Genomic DNA, 16,266 nt, shown 5'->3' with positions numbered 1-16,266 from the left:
CACACGTCCCCGACAACCTCTTCCGCCAGGGCCGCGCAGCGGTACTACAGGGACTAGTCCAGCAGCAGCACCTCTTCCGCACCCCCACCGCCCGCGCCCGCTACGACACCGCCGCCCGCGCCAACCTAGCCGCCGAGCTGAAAACCCTCACCGGACCGGGGGTCTGACCTGTCGTTGCATGCGCGGGCGCCAACTGTCAATGCATCTGAGTGTCAATGGATTTCGTCAGGGACGCGTGAACTCGTTGCCTTTCACACCGGCGGTGAACGCGTCCCATTCGCCGGGGGCGAAGATCAGCGCAGCGGCGGTCGGATCCTTCGAATCACGCACCGCAACCATGCCACCGTCGAGGTGGGCAACTTCGACGCAGTCCTGGTTGGGGCCGCTGCGGCTGCTCTTGAACCAAACCGCCGTGGACAGGTCGGTGCTCACTCGAACTCCTCAACGATATTCAACACCAGTTCTCTGGTTTCCTGCTCGCTCAATGCTGCACCCCGAATGGCCTTCAGTGCCAGCTTGTATTGGTCGATCTCCCCAGGTTTGTCGAGGTAGAGCGCGCCCGTATAGCCCTCAACATATACCACGGGAGGTTCGGTGAAGTGGGTGTGCGGTGCGAACTCCAGGAGCGTGAAGGAGCCCGTAATCAGCGGCGATATCGTCTCAATGCCAAGGGGCACAATGCGAACGGTCGCGGTAGGCATTCGCGACACCGCGACGATGTGCCGGAGCTGTTCAGCGATGATCGCCGACCCACCCACCCGATATCGCAACGCCGCCTCGCCGAGGAACGCGTTCATGCCGAAGTGATTACGCGGCTCTTGTAATCGCTTCTGGCGCTGGGCGGCGATCTCGATGCGCCGCTCGACATCGGCGGTGGGCATTCCGGGATACGCGCCCCAGATCACCGCGCGCCGGTATGCCGCCGTCTGGAGCATGCCTGGCAACAGAGTCAGGTGATACGTGGTCAGTTTCTGGGCCGACTCCTCGAGCCCCAGATACAGATCGAAGTATGTTGGTACGGCATCGCCGTAGGCATGCCACCAGCCGGTTCGTTTGGTTTCCTGAACAAGGCCCATGAGCGCAATGATTTCTTCGTCGCCGGATCGGTACAGCTCGCACAGCGCCTTGACGTAGATGTCCTTGAGCTTGACCCCCTGACCGCCTTCCAATCGCCACATCGTCTGTGGCGATACCTCGATGGTCCGGCATGCCTGCGCGACGGTGACGCCCGCCTTCTCGCGTAACTGGCGCAGTTGGCGTCCCAGCATGCGACGCGGAACTGTGGAACCCGAGCTTTCCATTAGCTCACCTCACAGAAATCCGTTGTTTTGGAATGATTTTCGCACCGCGTTTGGAAGACGGGTAGAAAACTGCGGAAGTCGTGCACTGGAATATTCCAGACTGCCGGGGATGCGCGTACCACTAGAAGCGCGCCCGGTAGGGAATCCGACCCGAATGATTCCCTCTCGAAGTCTCCGCCCCGAGTGTGCTCGGGACGGAGAGTCGGTGCGCATCGACAGCGCCATCCGACACGACTCGAGGTCTTCGAAAGATGGATCACGACAAAGCGTTTGGGGACACCCGGACTTCCCTCAGCCTGCACTACCGGCGGGGGAGCGCGCCCAACGACGCCGGGAGCCGCCAGCAAGGAGCCCGACCATGACCAGCGGCGCGCTCCGAATCACCGAAGTCCAACTCGCGCAAGGTGATCGCACGATCATCGTGTGGCGACTGCGCGGACATACCCCCTGCATCCTGCGCGTCGAGTTCACCGCCGAATCGTTCCCGGCCTACTGCCTGCCCTCCCGGGCATCGGTGCCGGGTGGCAGGCCCGGGACGATCATCTTCGGCACCTACCCCGACCTCGCCGAAGCCCGGGACATGTTCCCTCGCCACAACGACATATGGAACGCGGTCCGCGACGACTACTGGGCCGCACTCCTGGCCCCGATCGACACCCCACAGAAGGCGTAGATCCGATGTCGGAAATCGAACCCACTCGCACCGACGTGGCTCCATCGGTGAAAGCACTTCTCGCCGAATATCATTCGGATACTCCGGCGAAACTGGCACTCGCACCGCCGGACAGTCGCCCGATACTCCACGATGCTGACGGGCGACTCCAGCGGGTCACCTGCGAGGGCTGGCTCGGGAACGGCGATGAAGACATGATCGGCATCGCCCCGGCCCGCGGGCATGACACCGACACCCTGAACAGTACGGAATCAGCGAAAAATTCTCGGGGTGAGCAGCCCCGTGCCGAGGTCGGGGAGAGCGGGCACGTCCACACCCCGTGAGATGACCACCTGAGCCGGACGCGAGGTACGCGCAGCGGCCCGTAGTTCGAGACTTCGTTGCCAGGCTCGACCGCTAGCCGCAATCCTCGACCACCGTTGACGAGCCGTCATGCCGCTTGTCCGGCATCGAAATAGCTTGCCTGAAGGGGGCTTTCGTGTATGCGCTAACTCAGCTCTTGGTACTCGCTCTGTCCTGCATCGGGATCGTCGCCGCTGTCTGGTTGGGCACCTCCGACGATCGGTCGTACGCTCCATCACCGCATCGCAAACTGTTGCTCGGCGCGGACGGACGCCCATTCCGTCGTGTGCCGGTTCGCAACTTGCATCGCATACACGGGAGGCATCGCGCCTAGTCGATGTTCCAGAGCAGCACCTCACCGACGAGCGGAATCCTCACGTTTTGATCCCGGAGTTGAAGTCGCCGAGGGCATCGAAGCGGGCTGCTGCCTCCTGATCGGACCCGTGGTAGGTATCTGCGGATTCGCGCAGTAGAGCCGCGAATTCCTGGTAGCGGCCACTGACGATGGGAATCGCCTTGGCGCGCACCGCTTCTATCCGATCCGGCTCTGGTCCGGTATCCGAGCCCTGCATCAGCGCCCCCAACGTCCCCATGACGCCGGATGCGGCGTCGATGACCGGCAACTTCCCGACCGTGCCGACGATGCCGTCGAATGTGTTCGCCGCATCACGCAGTTCTTGTGGAGAAACCTGCATTTCGCCCCCATTCATGTTGGGTTTACGCACAGCGTTCTTCGTCGCCCGCCCGACGAAAGCTCATGCGGAACAATATCAGAGGCCCTCTGCCACAGCAGTTTTCGACACATCGAGCTCGCGATGCGCCAGTCCGGTGAATTGGGGGTCAGGCCACCCGCATCCCGTGTCCTCTCCCGATGGGGGGTGTGTGAGATTCCCATTGTGGCCGCCGGTGAATTCGGCGATGGGGACGTCCGGGCTCGACTTCAGTTCCAGATAGGAGGTTTCGATCTCCCACCGCTGGTGATAGAGCTGCACGATATCGGCGGTGGGAAACGCGGTGTAGTCGGTGAGTGTGGTGAGTAGCCGGTAGTGGCCGACTCGATGTTTGCGCTGGTGCGCGCCGGTACCGGTGAGGGTGATCTCGATGTCGGCCGGGCCGAACACAGCGTCGATGAGGGTACCGATCCCCAGGACTGAACGACCCAGATCGCCCTCGTTTCCCCCACACCATTCCGCATGTCGCGCACGAAATCCACTGCTACTTCGTGCGCGGCACACGAACGCGTGCGCGGTATGCGAATGTTTGCGCGCGGCACACGAACGCGTGCGCGGTATGCGAACGCGTGCGCGGTATGCGAACGCGTGCGCGGCACACGAACGCGTGCGCGGTATGCGAATGTTTGCGCGGTGCACACGAACGCTTGCGCCGCAGCTCTTTCCCAGTGCTTGCGTGGCAGACGCTGCGGCGTGGTCGGGTTGGAGCAGGCTCCACGCGCGGGTGAGGGATCCGCGCACCATTTCGCGTGCCGCGCACGAAATCTAGTGCTATTTCCTGCGCGGCGCTCCAACAGGTGCGCGGCACGTGAATGCTTGCGCCGCAGCCGCTTTCTAATGCTTGGGTGGCAGTCGCTGCGACCCGGCTCGAGTTAGAGCAGTTTCCATGCTCCGGTAAGGGCTTCGCGGACGATCTGCTCGATTTCCTCGAACTGGGGGCGGCCGCAGATCAGGGGCGGGGAGAACTGGATGACCGGTTCGGCGCGATCGTCGGCTCGGCAGTAGAGGCCGCCTGCGAATAGTTCCTTGGATACGTGGTTGCGGAGGATGCGGGTGGATTCCTCATCGGTGAAGCGCTCGCGGGTGTGCTTGTCTTTGACCAGTTCTACGGCCCAGAAGAAGCCTGCGCCACGGACTTCGCCGACGATGGGCAGGTCGTTCAGCTTTTCCAGAGTTGTGCGGAAGAGGTCCTCGTTATCGAGCACGTGCTGGTAGAGGCCCTCGTTCTCGATAATGTCGAGGTTGGCCAGTGCGACTGCGCACGATACCGGGTGGCCGCCATAGGTCGAGCCGTGCATGAAGGGGGTCTCGGCCTTGTGGAACGGCTCCATGAGGCGGTCACTGATCATCACCGCGCCGAGCGGCGCGTAGCCGGAGGTGAGGCCCTTGGCGGTGGTGATCATGTCCGGCTGGTAGCCGAAACGGTCTGCGCCGAAGGCGGTTCCGAGTCGGCCGAACGCGCAGATGACCTCATCGGAGACGAGCAGCACATTGTGGCGGTCGCAGATTTCGCGAACCCGCTGGAAGTAGCCGGGCGGCGGTACGAAACAGCCGCCGGTATTCTGCACCGGCTCCAGGAAGACCGCGGCCACGGTGTCGGGGCCTTCGAAGAGAATGGCCTCCTCGATGCGATCGGCGGCCCACAGCCCATAGGCGTTGTAGTCGTCGGTGTGTTCGGTGGCCCGATAGAAATTGGTGTTCGGCACGCGTTGCGTACTGGGCACCAGCGGCTCGAAATCGGCCTTGGCGCCGGGGATTCCGGTGATGGACAGCGCGCCCATCGAGGTGCCGTGGTAGGCCATGGACCGGCTGATCGCCTTGTGCTTGGTCGGCTTGCCAACGAGTTTGAAGTACTGCCGCGCGAGTTTCCAGGCGGTCTCGACGGATTCGCCACCGCTGACGGTGAAGAACACGCGATTGAGGTCGCCGGGCGCGGAAGCGGCCAGCCGATCGGCCAATTCGAGGGCCGGGGGATGGGCATAGCCCCAGAGCGGGAAGTACGGCAGTTGCCGCATCTGCCGGGCGGCGGCCTCGGCCAATTCCTCGCGTCCGTGTCCGACCTGCACGGCGAACAGTCCGGCCAATCCGTCCAGGTAGCGCTTGCCCTTGTCGTCGAAGATGTAAGCGCCCTCGCCGCGGACGATCACCGGCGTATCGGCCTCGGCCTGCCCGTCGTGGGTGGCGAAGTGCATCCAGAGGTGGTCGCGCACGACGCGGGAGGCGTCGATGGCGGAGTCGGGCTGGGCGGTCGCAGTCATGGGGACTCCTCGGAAGTTCTGACTTCCTACGGTTATCTCACATAATTGCCTGTTCGGCAACCGATTTCGTTGCGAATGACTCCGATTCTGCGGATTTCGTTGCGAGTCAGCGGGTGCCCCACTTGTAGGTCTGCTTGTTCAGTTTCAGATAGACCATGATCTCCGCGTGCCGCACCCCGGGGAGGGCCCGGATGCGGGTGGAAGCCAGTTCGAGCAGCGCTTCATCGTCGGGACACACAGCCTCGACCAATATGTCGTAACGGCCCGCGCACACCACGACATAGTTGATCTCGTCGATCGCGGAAAGCGCGTCGGCCACCGGTTGCACCTGCCCGTCCACGGTGATCGCGATCATGGCCTGCCGAAACAGCCCGACCTGCAAAGGATCGGTGACAGCGACGATCTGGATGACGCCCGCATCGGCGAGCTTCTGCACCCGCTGCCGCACCGCGGCCTCGGACAGGCCGACCGCCTTGCCGATGGTCGCGTATGCCCGCCGCCCGTCCTCCTGTAGCTGGGCAATGATCCGCTTGGAGATGTCATCGAGCGCCGGGGCGGTCCGGCTGGAAGTCAGGTCGCTCACCTGGGCCATCCTTCCCGATGCACGGTCCGCCCACCAATCGTGCGAAGTCGGCGCGTCTCGGTGTGTCGGGTAGTGAATACGTTGCATATTTAAATTCATACAACGAAATCAGTTGAGCAATACGCCAGATGCAACCGATTCGGTCGCTCGTGTGCTCGCGCGGTGGCGACAGGTGCCCGTATCCGTTCGCCGTAATCGCCCCGACTTGCCCGTCCAGCCACGGTTGCCGGGTACGGGTATCGTCGGTGCGGGGGAATCGACGGCGCTGGATACAAGGTCCGTGCCCCTTGCCCCATGAGGACGGACTCTGTTGAACAGGATTCCCCGCCAGGCTGTGTTCCTGGTGATTCCAGCGCTGCTCTTTCTGCTCCCGTGGTGGGTGCTGGTGTACACCACAACGTCGGGAGCGGCCTTCTGGGCATTGTCGGCGCTGTTCGTACTCGGCTACATCGGCCTGCCCGCGGCCATGTTCACCGGGCACGGTCCGAAGGAGTCGGATACCGCCGCGCTGATAGGTGATACCGCGCTGGGCGTGATGTGGGTGCTGTTCACCTGGTCGGCCATCGGCGCCGTGGTGCGGACGGGACTGATCCTGGCGGGTGTCGACGATCCGGCGCGTTCGCGCATCGTTGCCCTTGGGGTGCTTGCGATTTCGGCCGTCCTCGTCGTCTGGGGCATCTACGAGGCCCGGCGGATCCCGCGGGTGCTGACCGTCGATGTGACCATCCCCAAGCTCGCGCCCGGACTCGACGGGCTGCGGGTCGTGGTCGTCACCGACACCCACTACGCCGCCACCGATCGCCTGCGCTGGTCGGAGCGGGTGGTCGAGGTGGTCAATGCGCAGCGCCCCGATATCGCCTGTCACGCAGGTGATCTCGCGGACGGCTCGGTCGTGAAGCGGCGCGCGCAGGTCGATCCGCTGGGCAAGGTGGAGGCCGAACTGGGTCGCTTCTACATCACCGGCAATCACGAATACTTCGGCGATGCCCCCGGCTGGATCGAGCATATGGCGGGCCTGGGCTGGCAGCCGCTGCACAATCAGCACGAGATTCTCACTCGCAATGGCGACCGCCTGGTCATGGCCGGTATCGACGATCCGACCGGCGTCGCGCTCACCGGCCACGGACCGAACCTGCCCGCCGCCCTCGCCGGCGCGGACCCCGACCTGCCCGTAGTCCTGCTCGCGCACCAGCCCAAGCAGATCACCGATGCGGTGGAACACGGTGTGGCACTACAGATCTCCGGCCACACCCACGGCGGCCAGATCTGGCCCTTCCGCTACCTGGTCCGCCTGGATCAGCCGGTAGTAGCCGGCCTCAGCCGCCACGGCGACACCCAGCTCTACACCAGCCGCGGCACCGGCTTCTGGGGCCCACAACTCCGAGTCTTCGCCCCGAGCGAGATCACCGTCCTAGTCCTCCGCAGTCCCGAACTCACAACCCCTGCGGCATAGGTCTTTACGCTCGACGAGGTCAGCGACCACGTCACGGCTGCTGCCGGACCATCGAATCCGGCTGCGGCCGTGCGTGATTAGCGTGATGGGAGCGGCGGCCCGAACTTCGGGCCGCCGCCGTTATCTCAGCTGTCGAAGCCCAGGCCGGTCAGATCCATGGTTTTCAGCCAGAGGTTTCGCCGGCCCTGATGGCTGTCGGCGCGGGCCATCGACCAGCGGGTCAGCTGAATACCGGCTGAGCGCAACGGCTCCGGCGGTAGCGGGAGTGGCCGGGAGCGCACCATGCGGAGCCTGGTGCGCTCGGTGTCGAGGTGCCACAGGCGGTCCAGCATGACTTCCGCGCCGAAGCGGGTCGCACCGACGCCGAGGCCGGTGTATCCGGCGGCGTAGGCGAGGCGGCCCTTGTATGCCGAGCCGAAGAAGGCGCAGAACCGCCCGCAGGTGTCGATGATGCCGCCCCAGCGATGGGTGAATCGCAAACCGTCCAGCTGCGGGAAGGTTTGGAAGAAGTGCTTGGCCAGCGTTTCGAAGGTGGCCTCGTTGTACTCCAGATCCGGCGCGATCCTGCTTCCGAAGTGGTAGATCGCGTCGTAGCCGCCGAACAGGATGCGGTTGTCGCTGGTCAAGCGGTAGTAGTGGAAGCGGTACGACGCATCGCCGAGGCCCATGCGGTGCTTGTTCCAGCCGATGGACTCCAACTGCTCCGGCGTCAGCGGCTCCGTCATGAGCGCGTAGTCGTACACCGGAACCACATGTCGCGATACCTTGGCCAGCGGTCCCTGGAATGCGCTGGTGCACAGTGCGACTCGGGGTGCGCGCACCTCACCGTGCGGGGTGTGCAGCGTCAAGTTCCCGTGCGACTTCGAAATGCGTTGCACCGGAGTGCCTTCGTAGATGCGCACGCCCTTCTCCAGGCAGGCGCGGCGCAGACCCCAGGCCAGGCGGGCCGGGTCGAGCATGGCCACGCCGTCGCGGTCCCACCAGCCACCGAGATAGGTGGGGGAGTGCACGAGATTCTGCACCTCCTCCGCGTTCAGCAGTTCACTGCGATAGCCGAGAGCGACTGCGGCGTCATGACTTTCCCGCAACCACTCCAGCTCGTGCGGTGCGGTCGCGACTTCGAGCTCGCCCGTGCGCTCGAAATTGCAGTCGATGTTGTAGCGCCGGACGGCGGCCTCGATCTCATCGAGGTTCTGCCGGCCCAAACGCTCCAGATCGTCGATCTCGTCGGGGAAGCGATCCATACCGTTGGCGAGTCCGTGGGTCAGGCTGGCGGCGCAGAAGCCGCCATTGCGACCGGAGGCCGCGTGCCCGCACAGGGCGGATTCGACGAGTACGACGTCGAGACCCGGATCCCGCTCCTTGGCCAGCAGCGCCGTCCACAATCCGCTGTAGCCGCCGCCGATGACGGCCAGATCGGCGTCGGTGGCGGTGGTCAGCGGGTCGTTCGGAACGGGCCGGTCCGGCCGGTCGGTCCAGTACGGCGTCGACGCTGCTTCCGACAGTGCCGACGCCAACAGTTTGCTTCCTTTGGCCTGCATGGCCGATCAACTCCTTCTCTCTTGCCGCCCGGTCCGGCCGCGCGGCCCAACTCACTGTTGTGTTGGTCTGGGGGTACGCGAAAGCCGCCGGCGGTCTTTTGCGACCAGGCCCGGCGGCGCGCAGGGAAATCAGCTGGTGGCGGCGCGATCGTCCGAGCGGCGGCGATTACGTAGCTGCCCGGCGATGACGAAGACCAGTGAGAACAGGAAAGTGAAACTGGCGACCGCATTCACCTGCGGCGGAATGCCGCGCAGATTGATGCCCCAGACATACATGGGGAAAGTCTCCGTCGTACCGGCGGTGAAATTGGTGACCACAAAATCGTCGAAGGACAGCGAGAAAGCCAGCAGCGCGGCGGCCATGATGCCCGGCCACACCAGGGGGAGCACTACGGACCGGAACGCTTGAACGGGCGTTGCATAAAGGTCCATGGCCGCCTCCTGCAGCCTCGGGTCCAGTCCGGCCAGTCGTGCTTTTACGGTGACAACCACGAACGACAGGCAGAACATGACGTGTGCGATGAGAATAGCCCAAAAACCTAGCGGGATACCGAAACCGATGAACAGTGTCAGAAGTGACGAGCCCATCACGATCTCCGGTGTGGCCATGGGCAGGAAGATGAGCGCCTGCACCGTGGACCGTCCGCGGAATCGATAGCGGGCCAGCGCGAATGCGATGGCGGTGCCCAATGCGGTCGAAATGGCCGCGGCGAGCAGACCGATGATCAGGCTCATGACGAGCGCATCCCGCAAACCGGCCGGTGCGAACATACTCGACCAGTTGTGCCAGGTGAAGTGGAATTCGTGCAGGTTCAGCACATATGTGGTGTTGCGGCTACCGGGCTGATTGAACGACAGCAGAATCACCACGGCGATCGGCGCGAGCATGTACGCCAGAATCAGGAATCCGAGCAGCAGCACCGCATTCTTGCGTACCCATCCCCATAGTCGGCGAGTCATTTCACACCACCTCATCGGTATCGGTCTTGCGCAGGTAGAGCAGCACCAGCACCAGAATCGCCACCATCAGCACCACCGAGAGTGCCGATCCGACCGGCAGATCCTTTACCACCAGCAGTCGAGACTGGATGACATTGCCGATCATCGTGGTGCTGGTATTGCCCAGCAGCTGTGAGTTCACGTAGTCGCCTGTGGCGGGGACAAAAGTGAGCAGCGTGCCCGCGACGATGCCGGGCATGGTCAGCGGCAATGTGACGCGCAGGAACGTCCGCATCGGCCCGTGCGCCAGATCGGCCGAGGCCTCCAGCAGTCGCGGATCGAGCTTGTCCAGGCTGGTGTACAACGGCAGCACCGTGAACGGCAGGAAGTTGTAGACCAGGCCCGCGATGACCGCCACCGGAGTGGCCAGCAGGCGTCCGTCCGGGCCGAGCAGATGCACCGCCCGCAGGACGGCCACCAGCGGACCGGTGTCCGCGAGAATCGCCTTCCACGCGAAGGTGCGCACCAGGAAGCTGGTGAAGAACGGCGCGATCACGGCGATCAGCATGAGGTTCTTCCACCGCCCGCTCTTGAGCGCAATGGCGTACGCCAGCGGATAGCCGATCACAATGCAGAGCACAGTGCAGATGAGCGAGTAGGCCAGCGAGCGGAAGATCTGCGGCTGGTACTGCTCCCAGGCGTAGCTGAAATTGTCCAGCGAAAACGTCTGCGCGTAACCGGTTTCGATGGATCCGGTGCGGTCGTACATGCTGGCCGCCAGTAGCTGCACCGTCGGCACCGCGAAGAACACCAGCAGGAAGAGGATGCCGGGTGCGAGCAGTAGATACGGTGTGAAGCCACGCTTTGCGCGTGGCATGTCCACGGGAGCCGCGTGGGTGGACGCCGGGAGTACGGCCATCACGACCGTCCCAGCAGGAACGCATGGTCCTGGTGCCAGTGCACCGCCACCTGTGAGCCGGGCGGAATCACATTGCCGGGCCCCGCATTCGGCACCTGGGCGCAGAGTTCCTGACCCCAGGCCGTCCGCACCAGATACTGGGTGGAGACGCCGAGGAAGATGGCATCGGTGACAATACCGGTGAGATGAGAGCGGCCGTCCGGCACCTGATCGGCTTCGCTTGCCAGCCCGATCTTCTCGGGCCGGATGCCCAGCGCCGCGTCTCCCGAGCTGGTCCGGCACCTCGCCGCCGGAACGGCGAGCCGATGCCCCTGCGCATCGATGGTCACCGCGTCGCCGCTACCGGTGACGGTGGCCTCGATGAGATTGGTCTGCCCCAGGAAATTGGCCACGAACGCACTGGCCGGGAAGTCGTAGATCGCCTGTGGCGCACCGGATTGCTCGAGCTTGCCGCCGTTCATCACCGCGACGGTATCGGCCATGCTCATGGCCTCCTCCTGATCGTGGGTGATGTGCACGAAGGTGATGCCCACCTCGGTCTGTAATCGCTTGAGCTCCAACTGCATCTGGCGCCGCAGCTTGAGATCCAGTGCGCCCAGGGGCTCGTCGAGCAGCAGCACCTCGGGATGATTGACCAGCGCGCGGGCCAGTGCCACGCGCTGCTGCTGGCCGCCGGAGAGCTGCGCGGGCCTGCGGGCCGCAAAGCCTTCCAGCTGCACCAGTTTCAGCATCTGATGGGCCTGCTCGCGGGCGGCATTCTTGCCGATTCCCTTGCGGCGCAGGCCGTACGAGACATTGTCCTCGACCGTCATATGCGGGAAGAGCGCATAACTCTGGAAGACGGTATTTATCGGCCGGCGGTATGGCCGCAGCGCGGTGATGTCCTTGTCGCCCAGCATGATCCGGCCGCTGGTCGGCTCTTCGAGCCCGGCGATCATGCGGAGCGTGGTGGTCTTACCGCAGCCGGAGGCCCCGATAATGGCGAAGAACGAGCCGTCGGGAATGGTGAGGTCGAGATCGGCGACGGCATGGAAGTCGCCGAAGCTCTTGGTGACTGACTCGATGCGCAGGTCTTGATCGGTCATATCGACTATCACGCACCCGCGAGAGTCTGGAACTTGGACTGGTAGCTCTTCTCCTGAGCCTCGGTCAGCGACATGAAGATCTGCAGCTTCTTCTGCGTTTCCGGGGTCGGGAAGATCAATTCGTTCTGTGCGAGTTTGGGATTGAACTTCGCCATCTCCTCCTGCGCTCCGGCGACCGGGCACACGTAGTTGACGAAGGCCGAGAGCCGGGCCGCAATGGCCGGGTCGTAGTAGAAGTCCAGCAGCGCCATGGCATTGTCGGCGTGCGGGGAGGTCACCGGGATGAGGGATTCGTCGGAGTAGAGCACCGCGCCTTCGTCGGGGCTGATGAACTTGACCTTCGGATCCTGCACATTGAGCTGGATGACATCGCCGGACCAGGCCATGCACGCCGCGATATCGCCCGTGGCCAGATCCTGCACATAGTCATTGCCGGTGAATTTGCGAACATGCCCGGACTGAACTGCCTTCTGCAGCTTGGCAAGTGCATTGTCGTAGTCGTCGTCGGTGAATTTGGCGGCGCTCTTGCCGATCGAGTGCAGCATCAGCCCCATGGTGTCGGGCATTTCGGTGAGGCAGACGACCCGGCCCTTGAGATCGGGCCGGGTGAGCAGTTCGTCGATGGTGTGCACCTCGCCGGTGACATTGGTGTTCACGCCGATCCCGACCAGGCCGGACTGCCACGGCACCATGCGATTGTTCTGTGGATCGACATCGCTGCCGCGCAGCATGGGATGCAAATTCTTCACGAAGTTGGGCATTTTGGTGAGATCGAGCGGCTGGGTGTAGCCCTGCCGGACCACGCGCACCGCGGTGGAATCCGACAGCACCATGAGGTCGCGATCGATGCTCTGACAGGACGTCAGCTGCGCACTGATTTTGCCCCAGAACTCATTGTTGTCATTGACGTCGGCGACATAGCTGACCTTGACGCCCGACTTCGCGGTGAATTCGGCCATGGTGGGGTGGATTTCGGCATTGCCGGGCTGCTCGTCGAGGTATCCGGGCCAGTTGGAGAAATTGATGGTCTTCTGGGTCGCCGAGGTATCCGCGGGCGCGGCGCACGCGGGGGAGCCGCCATTGGAGGACGAGCCCTTCGTGCCACAGGCGGCGAGCGCGCCGGCTGCCGCGATCAGCCCGCCGGCGCGTAGCAATCCGCGGCGGGAAGGCCGTGCGGAGCGCATGCCGGGAAAGTCTGTTGGCAGAGAGTCCGGGGACTTGTTCATGAGGGTCGCACCTTCACCAGGACGGGATAACGAAGATCGCAGCGGTGCTGCGCCGTTGAACTGATAGTTCCATAGTCCTGTTGTATCGCAAGTGATTCCATTGAAAATTCCACGTTACGCAACGAATTTAGTTGTCAGGTGCGGAAAATGGTGCGGGCACGACTATGAGGGCAGGCCCCGATGAGTCCTACTCATCGGGACCCACCCTCGCGGTGGGTCGGGCTGTTCAGCTACTCGGCGCGGAAGACGGTGTCGTGCCACGGCTTGTGCGCGACGGCGGTGATATCCGACATGACGTGCTTGATATTGGTGTAGTCGTCGAATGAATAGGTGGACATGTCTTTTCCGAATCCGGAGGCCTTGTATCCACCGTGCGGCATTTCGCTGAGGATCGGAATGTGGTCGTTGATCCACACACACCCGGCCTGGATCTCCCGGCTCGCGCGCTGCGTGCGGAACACATTCCTCGACCACGCCGAGGCGGCCAAGCCGTACGCGGTGTCATTCGCGAATTCGATTGCCTCGTCATCGGTATCGAACGGCAGTGCCACGAGCACCGGTCCGAAGACCTCGTTCTGGACGATCTCGGAATCCTGAGCGACTCCCGTGATCAGCGTCGGCTCGTAGTACGCGCCGCCGGCATCGGTGTGCTCCGGAATCCGGCCGCCGCGAACGACTTTGGCGCCGTATTCGCGAGCGCGATCGACCATGCCGATCACCTTCGCCCGGTGCGGGAGTGAAATCAGAGGTCCCATATCGGTTTCGGGATCATCCACCGGGCCGAGCGTCACGTGATCCATGAGATCGGCTACCCGGGAGACAAATTCGTCGAACAGCGGCCGCTGGACATAGGCGCGAGTGGCCGCGGTGCAGTCCTGCCCGGCATTGATCAGCGCTCCGGCGACCGCGCCGCGCGCCGCCGCTTCCAGATCGGCATCGTCGAACACAACGAACGGCGCCTTACCGCCGAGCTCCAAATGCACACGCTTCACCGAACCGGCTGCGGTAGCGGCCACTTGGCGTCCGACGGCCGTGGACCCGGTGAAGGACACCATCGCGACCCGAGGATGTTCGACCAGCGCCTGACCTGCGACGGGCCCTACGCCGGTGAGGACATTGATCACGCCCGCCGGGACGCCCGCCTCGGTCGCGATCTCGGCGAAAAGCAGCGAGGTGAGCGGAGTGAGCTCGGAAGGCTTGAGCACAATGGTGTTTCCGGCCGCGACGGCGGGCAGGATCTTCCACCCCGCCATCTGCAGCGGATAGTTCCACGGCGAAATGGAGCCGATCACCCCGAGCGGTTCCCGGCGGATGGTGGAGGTGTGATCGGCCGAGTACTCGGCCGAGGCCTTGCCCTCCAGATTGCGTGCGGCCCCGGCGAAGAACGCGACATTGTCGATGGTGCCGGGCACATCGAACTCCTGTGCCAGCCGAATCGGCTTGCCCGCATTTCGGCTTTCGACAGCGGCCAGTTCCCCGGCGTGGTCGCGCAGCAGCCGCACCCAGCGGTGCATGATGTCGGACCGTTCGCCCGGCGTCATTCCTGCCCACGGTGGGAAGGCCGCGCGGGCGGCAGCGACGGCGGCCTCCACGTCGGCGACGCTTGCGCCGGCGCCCGAGGCGATGACTTCTCCGGTCGAGGGCGCGGTGATATCCAGCGGCGCACCCGACCCGGCTCGGCGGACCCCGCCGATGAATTGCAGTTCTTGCGGACTCACTGCGCTCCTAGCATTGCGTCTTGTTCACCGTGGAGACACCCTACGTTCGCTTTGTTACCGCGAGTTTGCTGTGCCTCGGGCGGATGTGGTTGTGCCCTGTGCGGCGGAACCGCACAGGGCACAGGTGAATCAGAGGTGGGAGTCGGCGACGGTGAGTGCCTGATCCAGGATGGCCAGACCTTCCTTCGCCTCACCCTCGGAGATGGTGCACGGCGGAACGACGTGCAGCCGATTGAAATTGACGAATAGCAGCAGACCGGCGGCCTTGGCGGCGGCGACGGTCTCGGCCATGGCCGGGCTGGTGCCGCCGTACGGGGCGAGCGGCTCACGAGTTTCGCGATTGCTCACCAGTTCCAGCGCCCAGAACACACCCAGGCCGCGGACCTCGCCGATGCTCGGATGCCGTTCGGCGAGTTCACGCAGCGCGGGGCCGAGCACGTTCTCGCCGATGGACGCCGCGTTCTCGACAATGCCCTCGTCCTGCATGGCATTGATGGTGGCCACCGCCGCCGCCGTTGCGAGGGGATGCCCGGAGTAGGTGAGCCCGCCGGGATAGACGCGGTCGTCGAAGGTCGCCGCGATATGCGGTGCGATGGCCACGCCGCCCAGTGGCACATAGCCGGAATTCACGCCCTTGGCGAAGGTGATGAGATCCGGCACCACTCCACTGAAATGCTCTATGGCGAACCACTTTCCGGTGCGCCCGAAGCCCGCCATCACCTCATCGGCAATGAGGACGATGCCGTGCCGATCGCACAATTCCCGCACCCCGGCCATGTAACCCGGTGGCGGAACCATGATTCCGGCGGTGCCCGGCACCGACTCCAGCACGATTGCCGCGATGGTGCTCGGTCCCTCCAGCAGGATCGTCTGCTCGAGATACTGGAGCGCGCGTTGCGATTCCTCGGCCTCTGTGCTCGCATGGAACTGGCTGCGGTACAGGAACGGTCCGAAGAAGTGCACAACCCCGGCATTGCCATGATCGTTCGGCCAGCGCCGCGGGTCACCGGTGAGATTGACCGCCGTCTCGGTGCCGCCGTGGTACGAGCGATAGCGCGCGAGCACCTTGTAGCGCCCGGTGTGCAGCCGTGCCATACGCACCGCGTGCTCGACGGCATCCGCGCCGCCATTGGTGAAGAAGATCCGATTCAGCTCGCCGGGTGTGCGTTCGGCGATCAGCCGGGCGGCCTCCGAGCGGGCGTCATTGGCGTGCGGCGGGGCGACGGTGCACAGCTTGGCCGCCTGCTCCTGAATCGCCGCGACAACTTTCGGATGCTGATGCCCGATATTGGTATTCACCATCTGCGAGGAGAAATCCAGCAGCCGATTGCCCTCGCCGTCCCACACGTACGAGCCCTGTGCGGCGGTGATGACCATGGGTTTCAGCTGCGCCTGTGCCGACCACGAGTGGAAGACGTGCTTGCGGTCGAGTTCGTACGCGCGGGCGGCCTGCGCCCGGGCCGCCTCGGGAGTCAATCCATTGGGAAGTGTCATCGC

Annotated in this window: 15 protein-coding genes; 2 read left to right on the top strand and 13 right to left on the bottom strand. The window is 64.1% G+C overall.

The annotated features are described in order from the left end of the window. Positions 1–225: 225 nt before the first annotated feature. Positions 226–432, bottom strand: coding sequence for a DUF397 domain-containing protein (locus JWN03_RS23775; RefSeq protein WP_297619066.1), 207 nt, complete (start codon positions 430–432; stop codon positions 226–228). Beyond that, positions 429–1,301, bottom strand: coding sequence for a helix-turn-helix domain-containing protein (locus JWN03_RS23770; RefSeq protein ID WP_297619063.1), 873 nt, complete (start codon positions 1,299–1,301; stop codon positions 429–431). Before JWN03_RS23770 ends, JWN03_RS23775 begins: the two co-directional genes overlap by 4 nt. A gap of 358 nt (positions 1,302–1,659) precedes the next feature. Here JWN03_RS23770 and JWN03_RS23765 point away from each other — a divergent pair, with 358 nt between their 5' ends. Continuing rightward, positions 1,660–1,974 carry a hypothetical protein gene (locus JWN03_RS23765; protein WP_297619060.1) on the top strand — a complete coding sequence of 105 codons (315 nt, stop codon included), beginning with the start codon at positions 1,660–1,662 and terminating at the stop codon, positions 1,972–1,974. Between the two features lie 716 nt (positions 1,975–2,690). Here JWN03_RS23765 and JWN03_RS23760 read toward each other — a convergent pair. From JWN03_RS23760 to JWN03_RS23745, 4 genes are all read right to left on the bottom strand, one after another. Continuing rightward, positions 2,691–3,011 carry a type VII secretion target gene (locus JWN03_RS23760; RefSeq protein ID WP_297619057.1) on the bottom strand — a complete coding sequence of 107 codons (321 nt, stop codon included), beginning with the start codon at positions 3,009–3,011 and terminating at the stop codon, positions 2,691–2,693. A gap of 75 nt (positions 3,012–3,086) precedes the next feature. Then, entirely contained in the window at positions 3,087–3,437 is a 351-nt protein-coding gene (locus JWN03_RS23755; RefSeq protein WP_297619054.1) for a hypothetical protein, read from the bottom strand. Between the two features lie 482 nt (positions 3,438–3,919). Next, positions 3,920–5,305 (bottom strand): aspartate aminotransferase family protein, encoded by a 1,386-nt coding sequence (locus tag JWN03_RS23750; protein WP_297619051.1) that lies wholly within the window; start codon positions 5,303–5,305, stop codon positions 3,920–3,922. Positions 5,306–5,411: 106 nt separating this feature from the next. Next, the gene (locus JWN03_RS23745) at positions 5,412–5,897 is read right to left on the bottom strand and encodes an Lrp/AsnC family transcriptional regulator (protein ID WP_297619048.1); all 486 of its coding nucleotides are present in this window, start codon (positions 5,895–5,897) and stop codon (positions 5,412–5,414) included. A 301-nt stretch (positions 5,898–6,198) separates the two neighbouring features. On the opposite strand from JWN03_RS23745, the gene JWN03_RS23740 reads away from it, so the two are divergent. Next, on the top strand, positions 6,199–7,341 hold the full coding sequence (locus JWN03_RS23740; RefSeq protein ID WP_297619045.1) for a metallophosphoesterase: 1,143 nt from the start codon (positions 6,199–6,201) through the stop codon (positions 7,339–7,341). 125 nt (positions 7,342–7,466) lie between these two features. Here JWN03_RS23740 and JWN03_RS23735 read toward each other — a convergent pair whose 3' ends face one another. The 7 genes from JWN03_RS23735 to JWN03_RS23705 form a co-directional block, all read right to left on the bottom strand. After that, entirely contained in the window at positions 7,467–8,882 is a 1,416-nt protein-coding gene (locus tag JWN03_RS23735) for an NAD(P)/FAD-dependent oxidoreductase (protein WP_297619042.1), read from the bottom strand. 129 nt (positions 8,883–9,011) lie between these two features. Then, positions 9,012–9,842 carry an ABC transporter permease gene (locus JWN03_RS23730; RefSeq protein ID WP_297619037.1) on the bottom strand — a complete coding sequence of 277 codons (831 nt, stop codon included), beginning with the start codon at positions 9,840–9,842 and terminating at the stop codon, positions 9,012–9,014. Position 9,843: 1 nt separating this feature from the next. Further along, positions 9,844–10,740: an ABC transporter permease gene (locus tag JWN03_RS23725; RefSeq protein ID WP_297619034.1), complete on the bottom strand. Its 897-nt coding sequence runs from the start codon at positions 10,738–10,740 to the stop codon at positions 9,844–9,846. Further along, positions 10,740–11,825, bottom strand: coding sequence for an ABC transporter ATP-binding protein (locus tag JWN03_RS23720; RefSeq protein WP_297619031.1), 1,086 nt, complete (start codon positions 11,823–11,825; stop codon positions 10,740–10,742). Before JWN03_RS23720 ends, JWN03_RS23725 begins: the two co-directional genes overlap by 1 nt. Before the next feature lie 8 nt (positions 11,826–11,833). Then, a complete protein-coding gene (locus JWN03_RS23715; RefSeq protein ID WP_297619028.1) occupies positions 11,834–13,051 on the bottom strand; it encodes an ABC transporter substrate-binding protein in 1,218 nt (405 codons plus the stop codon). A 230-nt stretch (positions 13,052–13,281) separates the two neighbouring features. Further along, positions 13,282–14,769: a gamma-aminobutyraldehyde dehydrogenase gene (locus tag JWN03_RS23710; RefSeq protein ID WP_297619025.1), complete on the bottom strand. Its 1,488-nt coding sequence runs from the start codon at positions 14,767–14,769 to the stop codon at positions 13,282–13,284. A 129-nt stretch (positions 14,770–14,898) separates the two neighbouring features. Then, entirely contained in the window at positions 14,899–16,263 is a 1,365-nt protein-coding gene (locus JWN03_RS23705) for an aspartate aminotransferase family protein (protein ID WP_297619022.1), read from the bottom strand. Positions 16,264–16,266: the final 3 nt, after the last annotated feature.

It is taken from the genome of Nocardia sp. (assembly GCF_025465275.1).
In the GTDB taxonomy this organism is placed as follows: Bacteria; Actinomycetota; Actinomycetes; order Mycobacteriales; family Mycobacteriaceae; genus Nocardia.
The sequence above is the reverse complement of the archived record's forward strand: the minus strand, read 5'-3'. Positions and strand labels throughout refer to the sequence as shown.

What these genes read in the sequence shown, in the direction of transcription:
- JWN03_RS23725 (WP_297619034.1), bottom strand. Translation starts at nt 10,740, where the DNA reads ATGGCCGTACTCCCGGCGTCCACCCACGCGGCTCCCGTGGACATGCCA.
- JWN03_RS23765 (WP_297619060.1), top strand. Translation starts at nt 1,660, where the DNA reads ATGACCAGCGGCGCGCTCCGAATCACCGAAGTCCAACTCGCGCAAGGT.
- JWN03_RS23715 (WP_297619028.1), bottom strand. Translation starts at nt 13,051, where the DNA reads ATGAACAAGTCCCCGGACTCTCTGCCAACAGACTTTCCCGGCATGCGC.
- JWN03_RS23720 (WP_297619031.1), bottom strand. Translation starts at nt 11,825, where the DNA reads ATGACCGATCAAGACCTGCGCATCGAGTCAGTCACCAAGAGCTTCGGC.
- JWN03_RS23760 (WP_297619057.1), bottom strand. Translation starts at nt 3,011, where the DNA reads ATGCAGGTTTCTCCACAAGAACTGCGTGATGCGGCGAACACATTCGAC.
- JWN03_RS23750 (WP_297619051.1), bottom strand. Translation starts at nt 5,305, where the DNA reads ATGACTGCGACCGCCCAGCCCGACTCCGCCATCGACGCCTCCCGCGTC.
- JWN03_RS23745 (WP_297619048.1), bottom strand. Translation starts at nt 5,897, where the DNA reads ATGGCCCAGGTGAGCGACCTGACTTCCAGCCGGACCGCCCCGGCGCTC.
- JWN03_RS23730 (WP_297619037.1), bottom strand. Translation starts at nt 9,842, where the DNA reads ATGACTCGCCGACTATGGGGATGGGTACGCAAGAATGCGGTGCTGCTG.
- JWN03_RS23705 (WP_297619022.1), bottom strand. Translation starts at nt 16,263, where the DNA reads ATGACACTTCCCAATGGATTGACTCCCGAGGCGGCCCGGGCGCAGGCC.
- JWN03_RS23735 (WP_297619042.1), bottom strand. Translation starts at nt 8,882, where the DNA reads ATGCAGGCCAAAGGAAGCAAACTGTTGGCGTCGGCACTGTCGGAAGCA.
- JWN03_RS23770 (WP_297619063.1), bottom strand. Translation starts at nt 1,301, where the DNA reads ATGGAAAGCTCGGGTTCCACAGTTCCGCGTCGCATGCTGGGACGCCAA.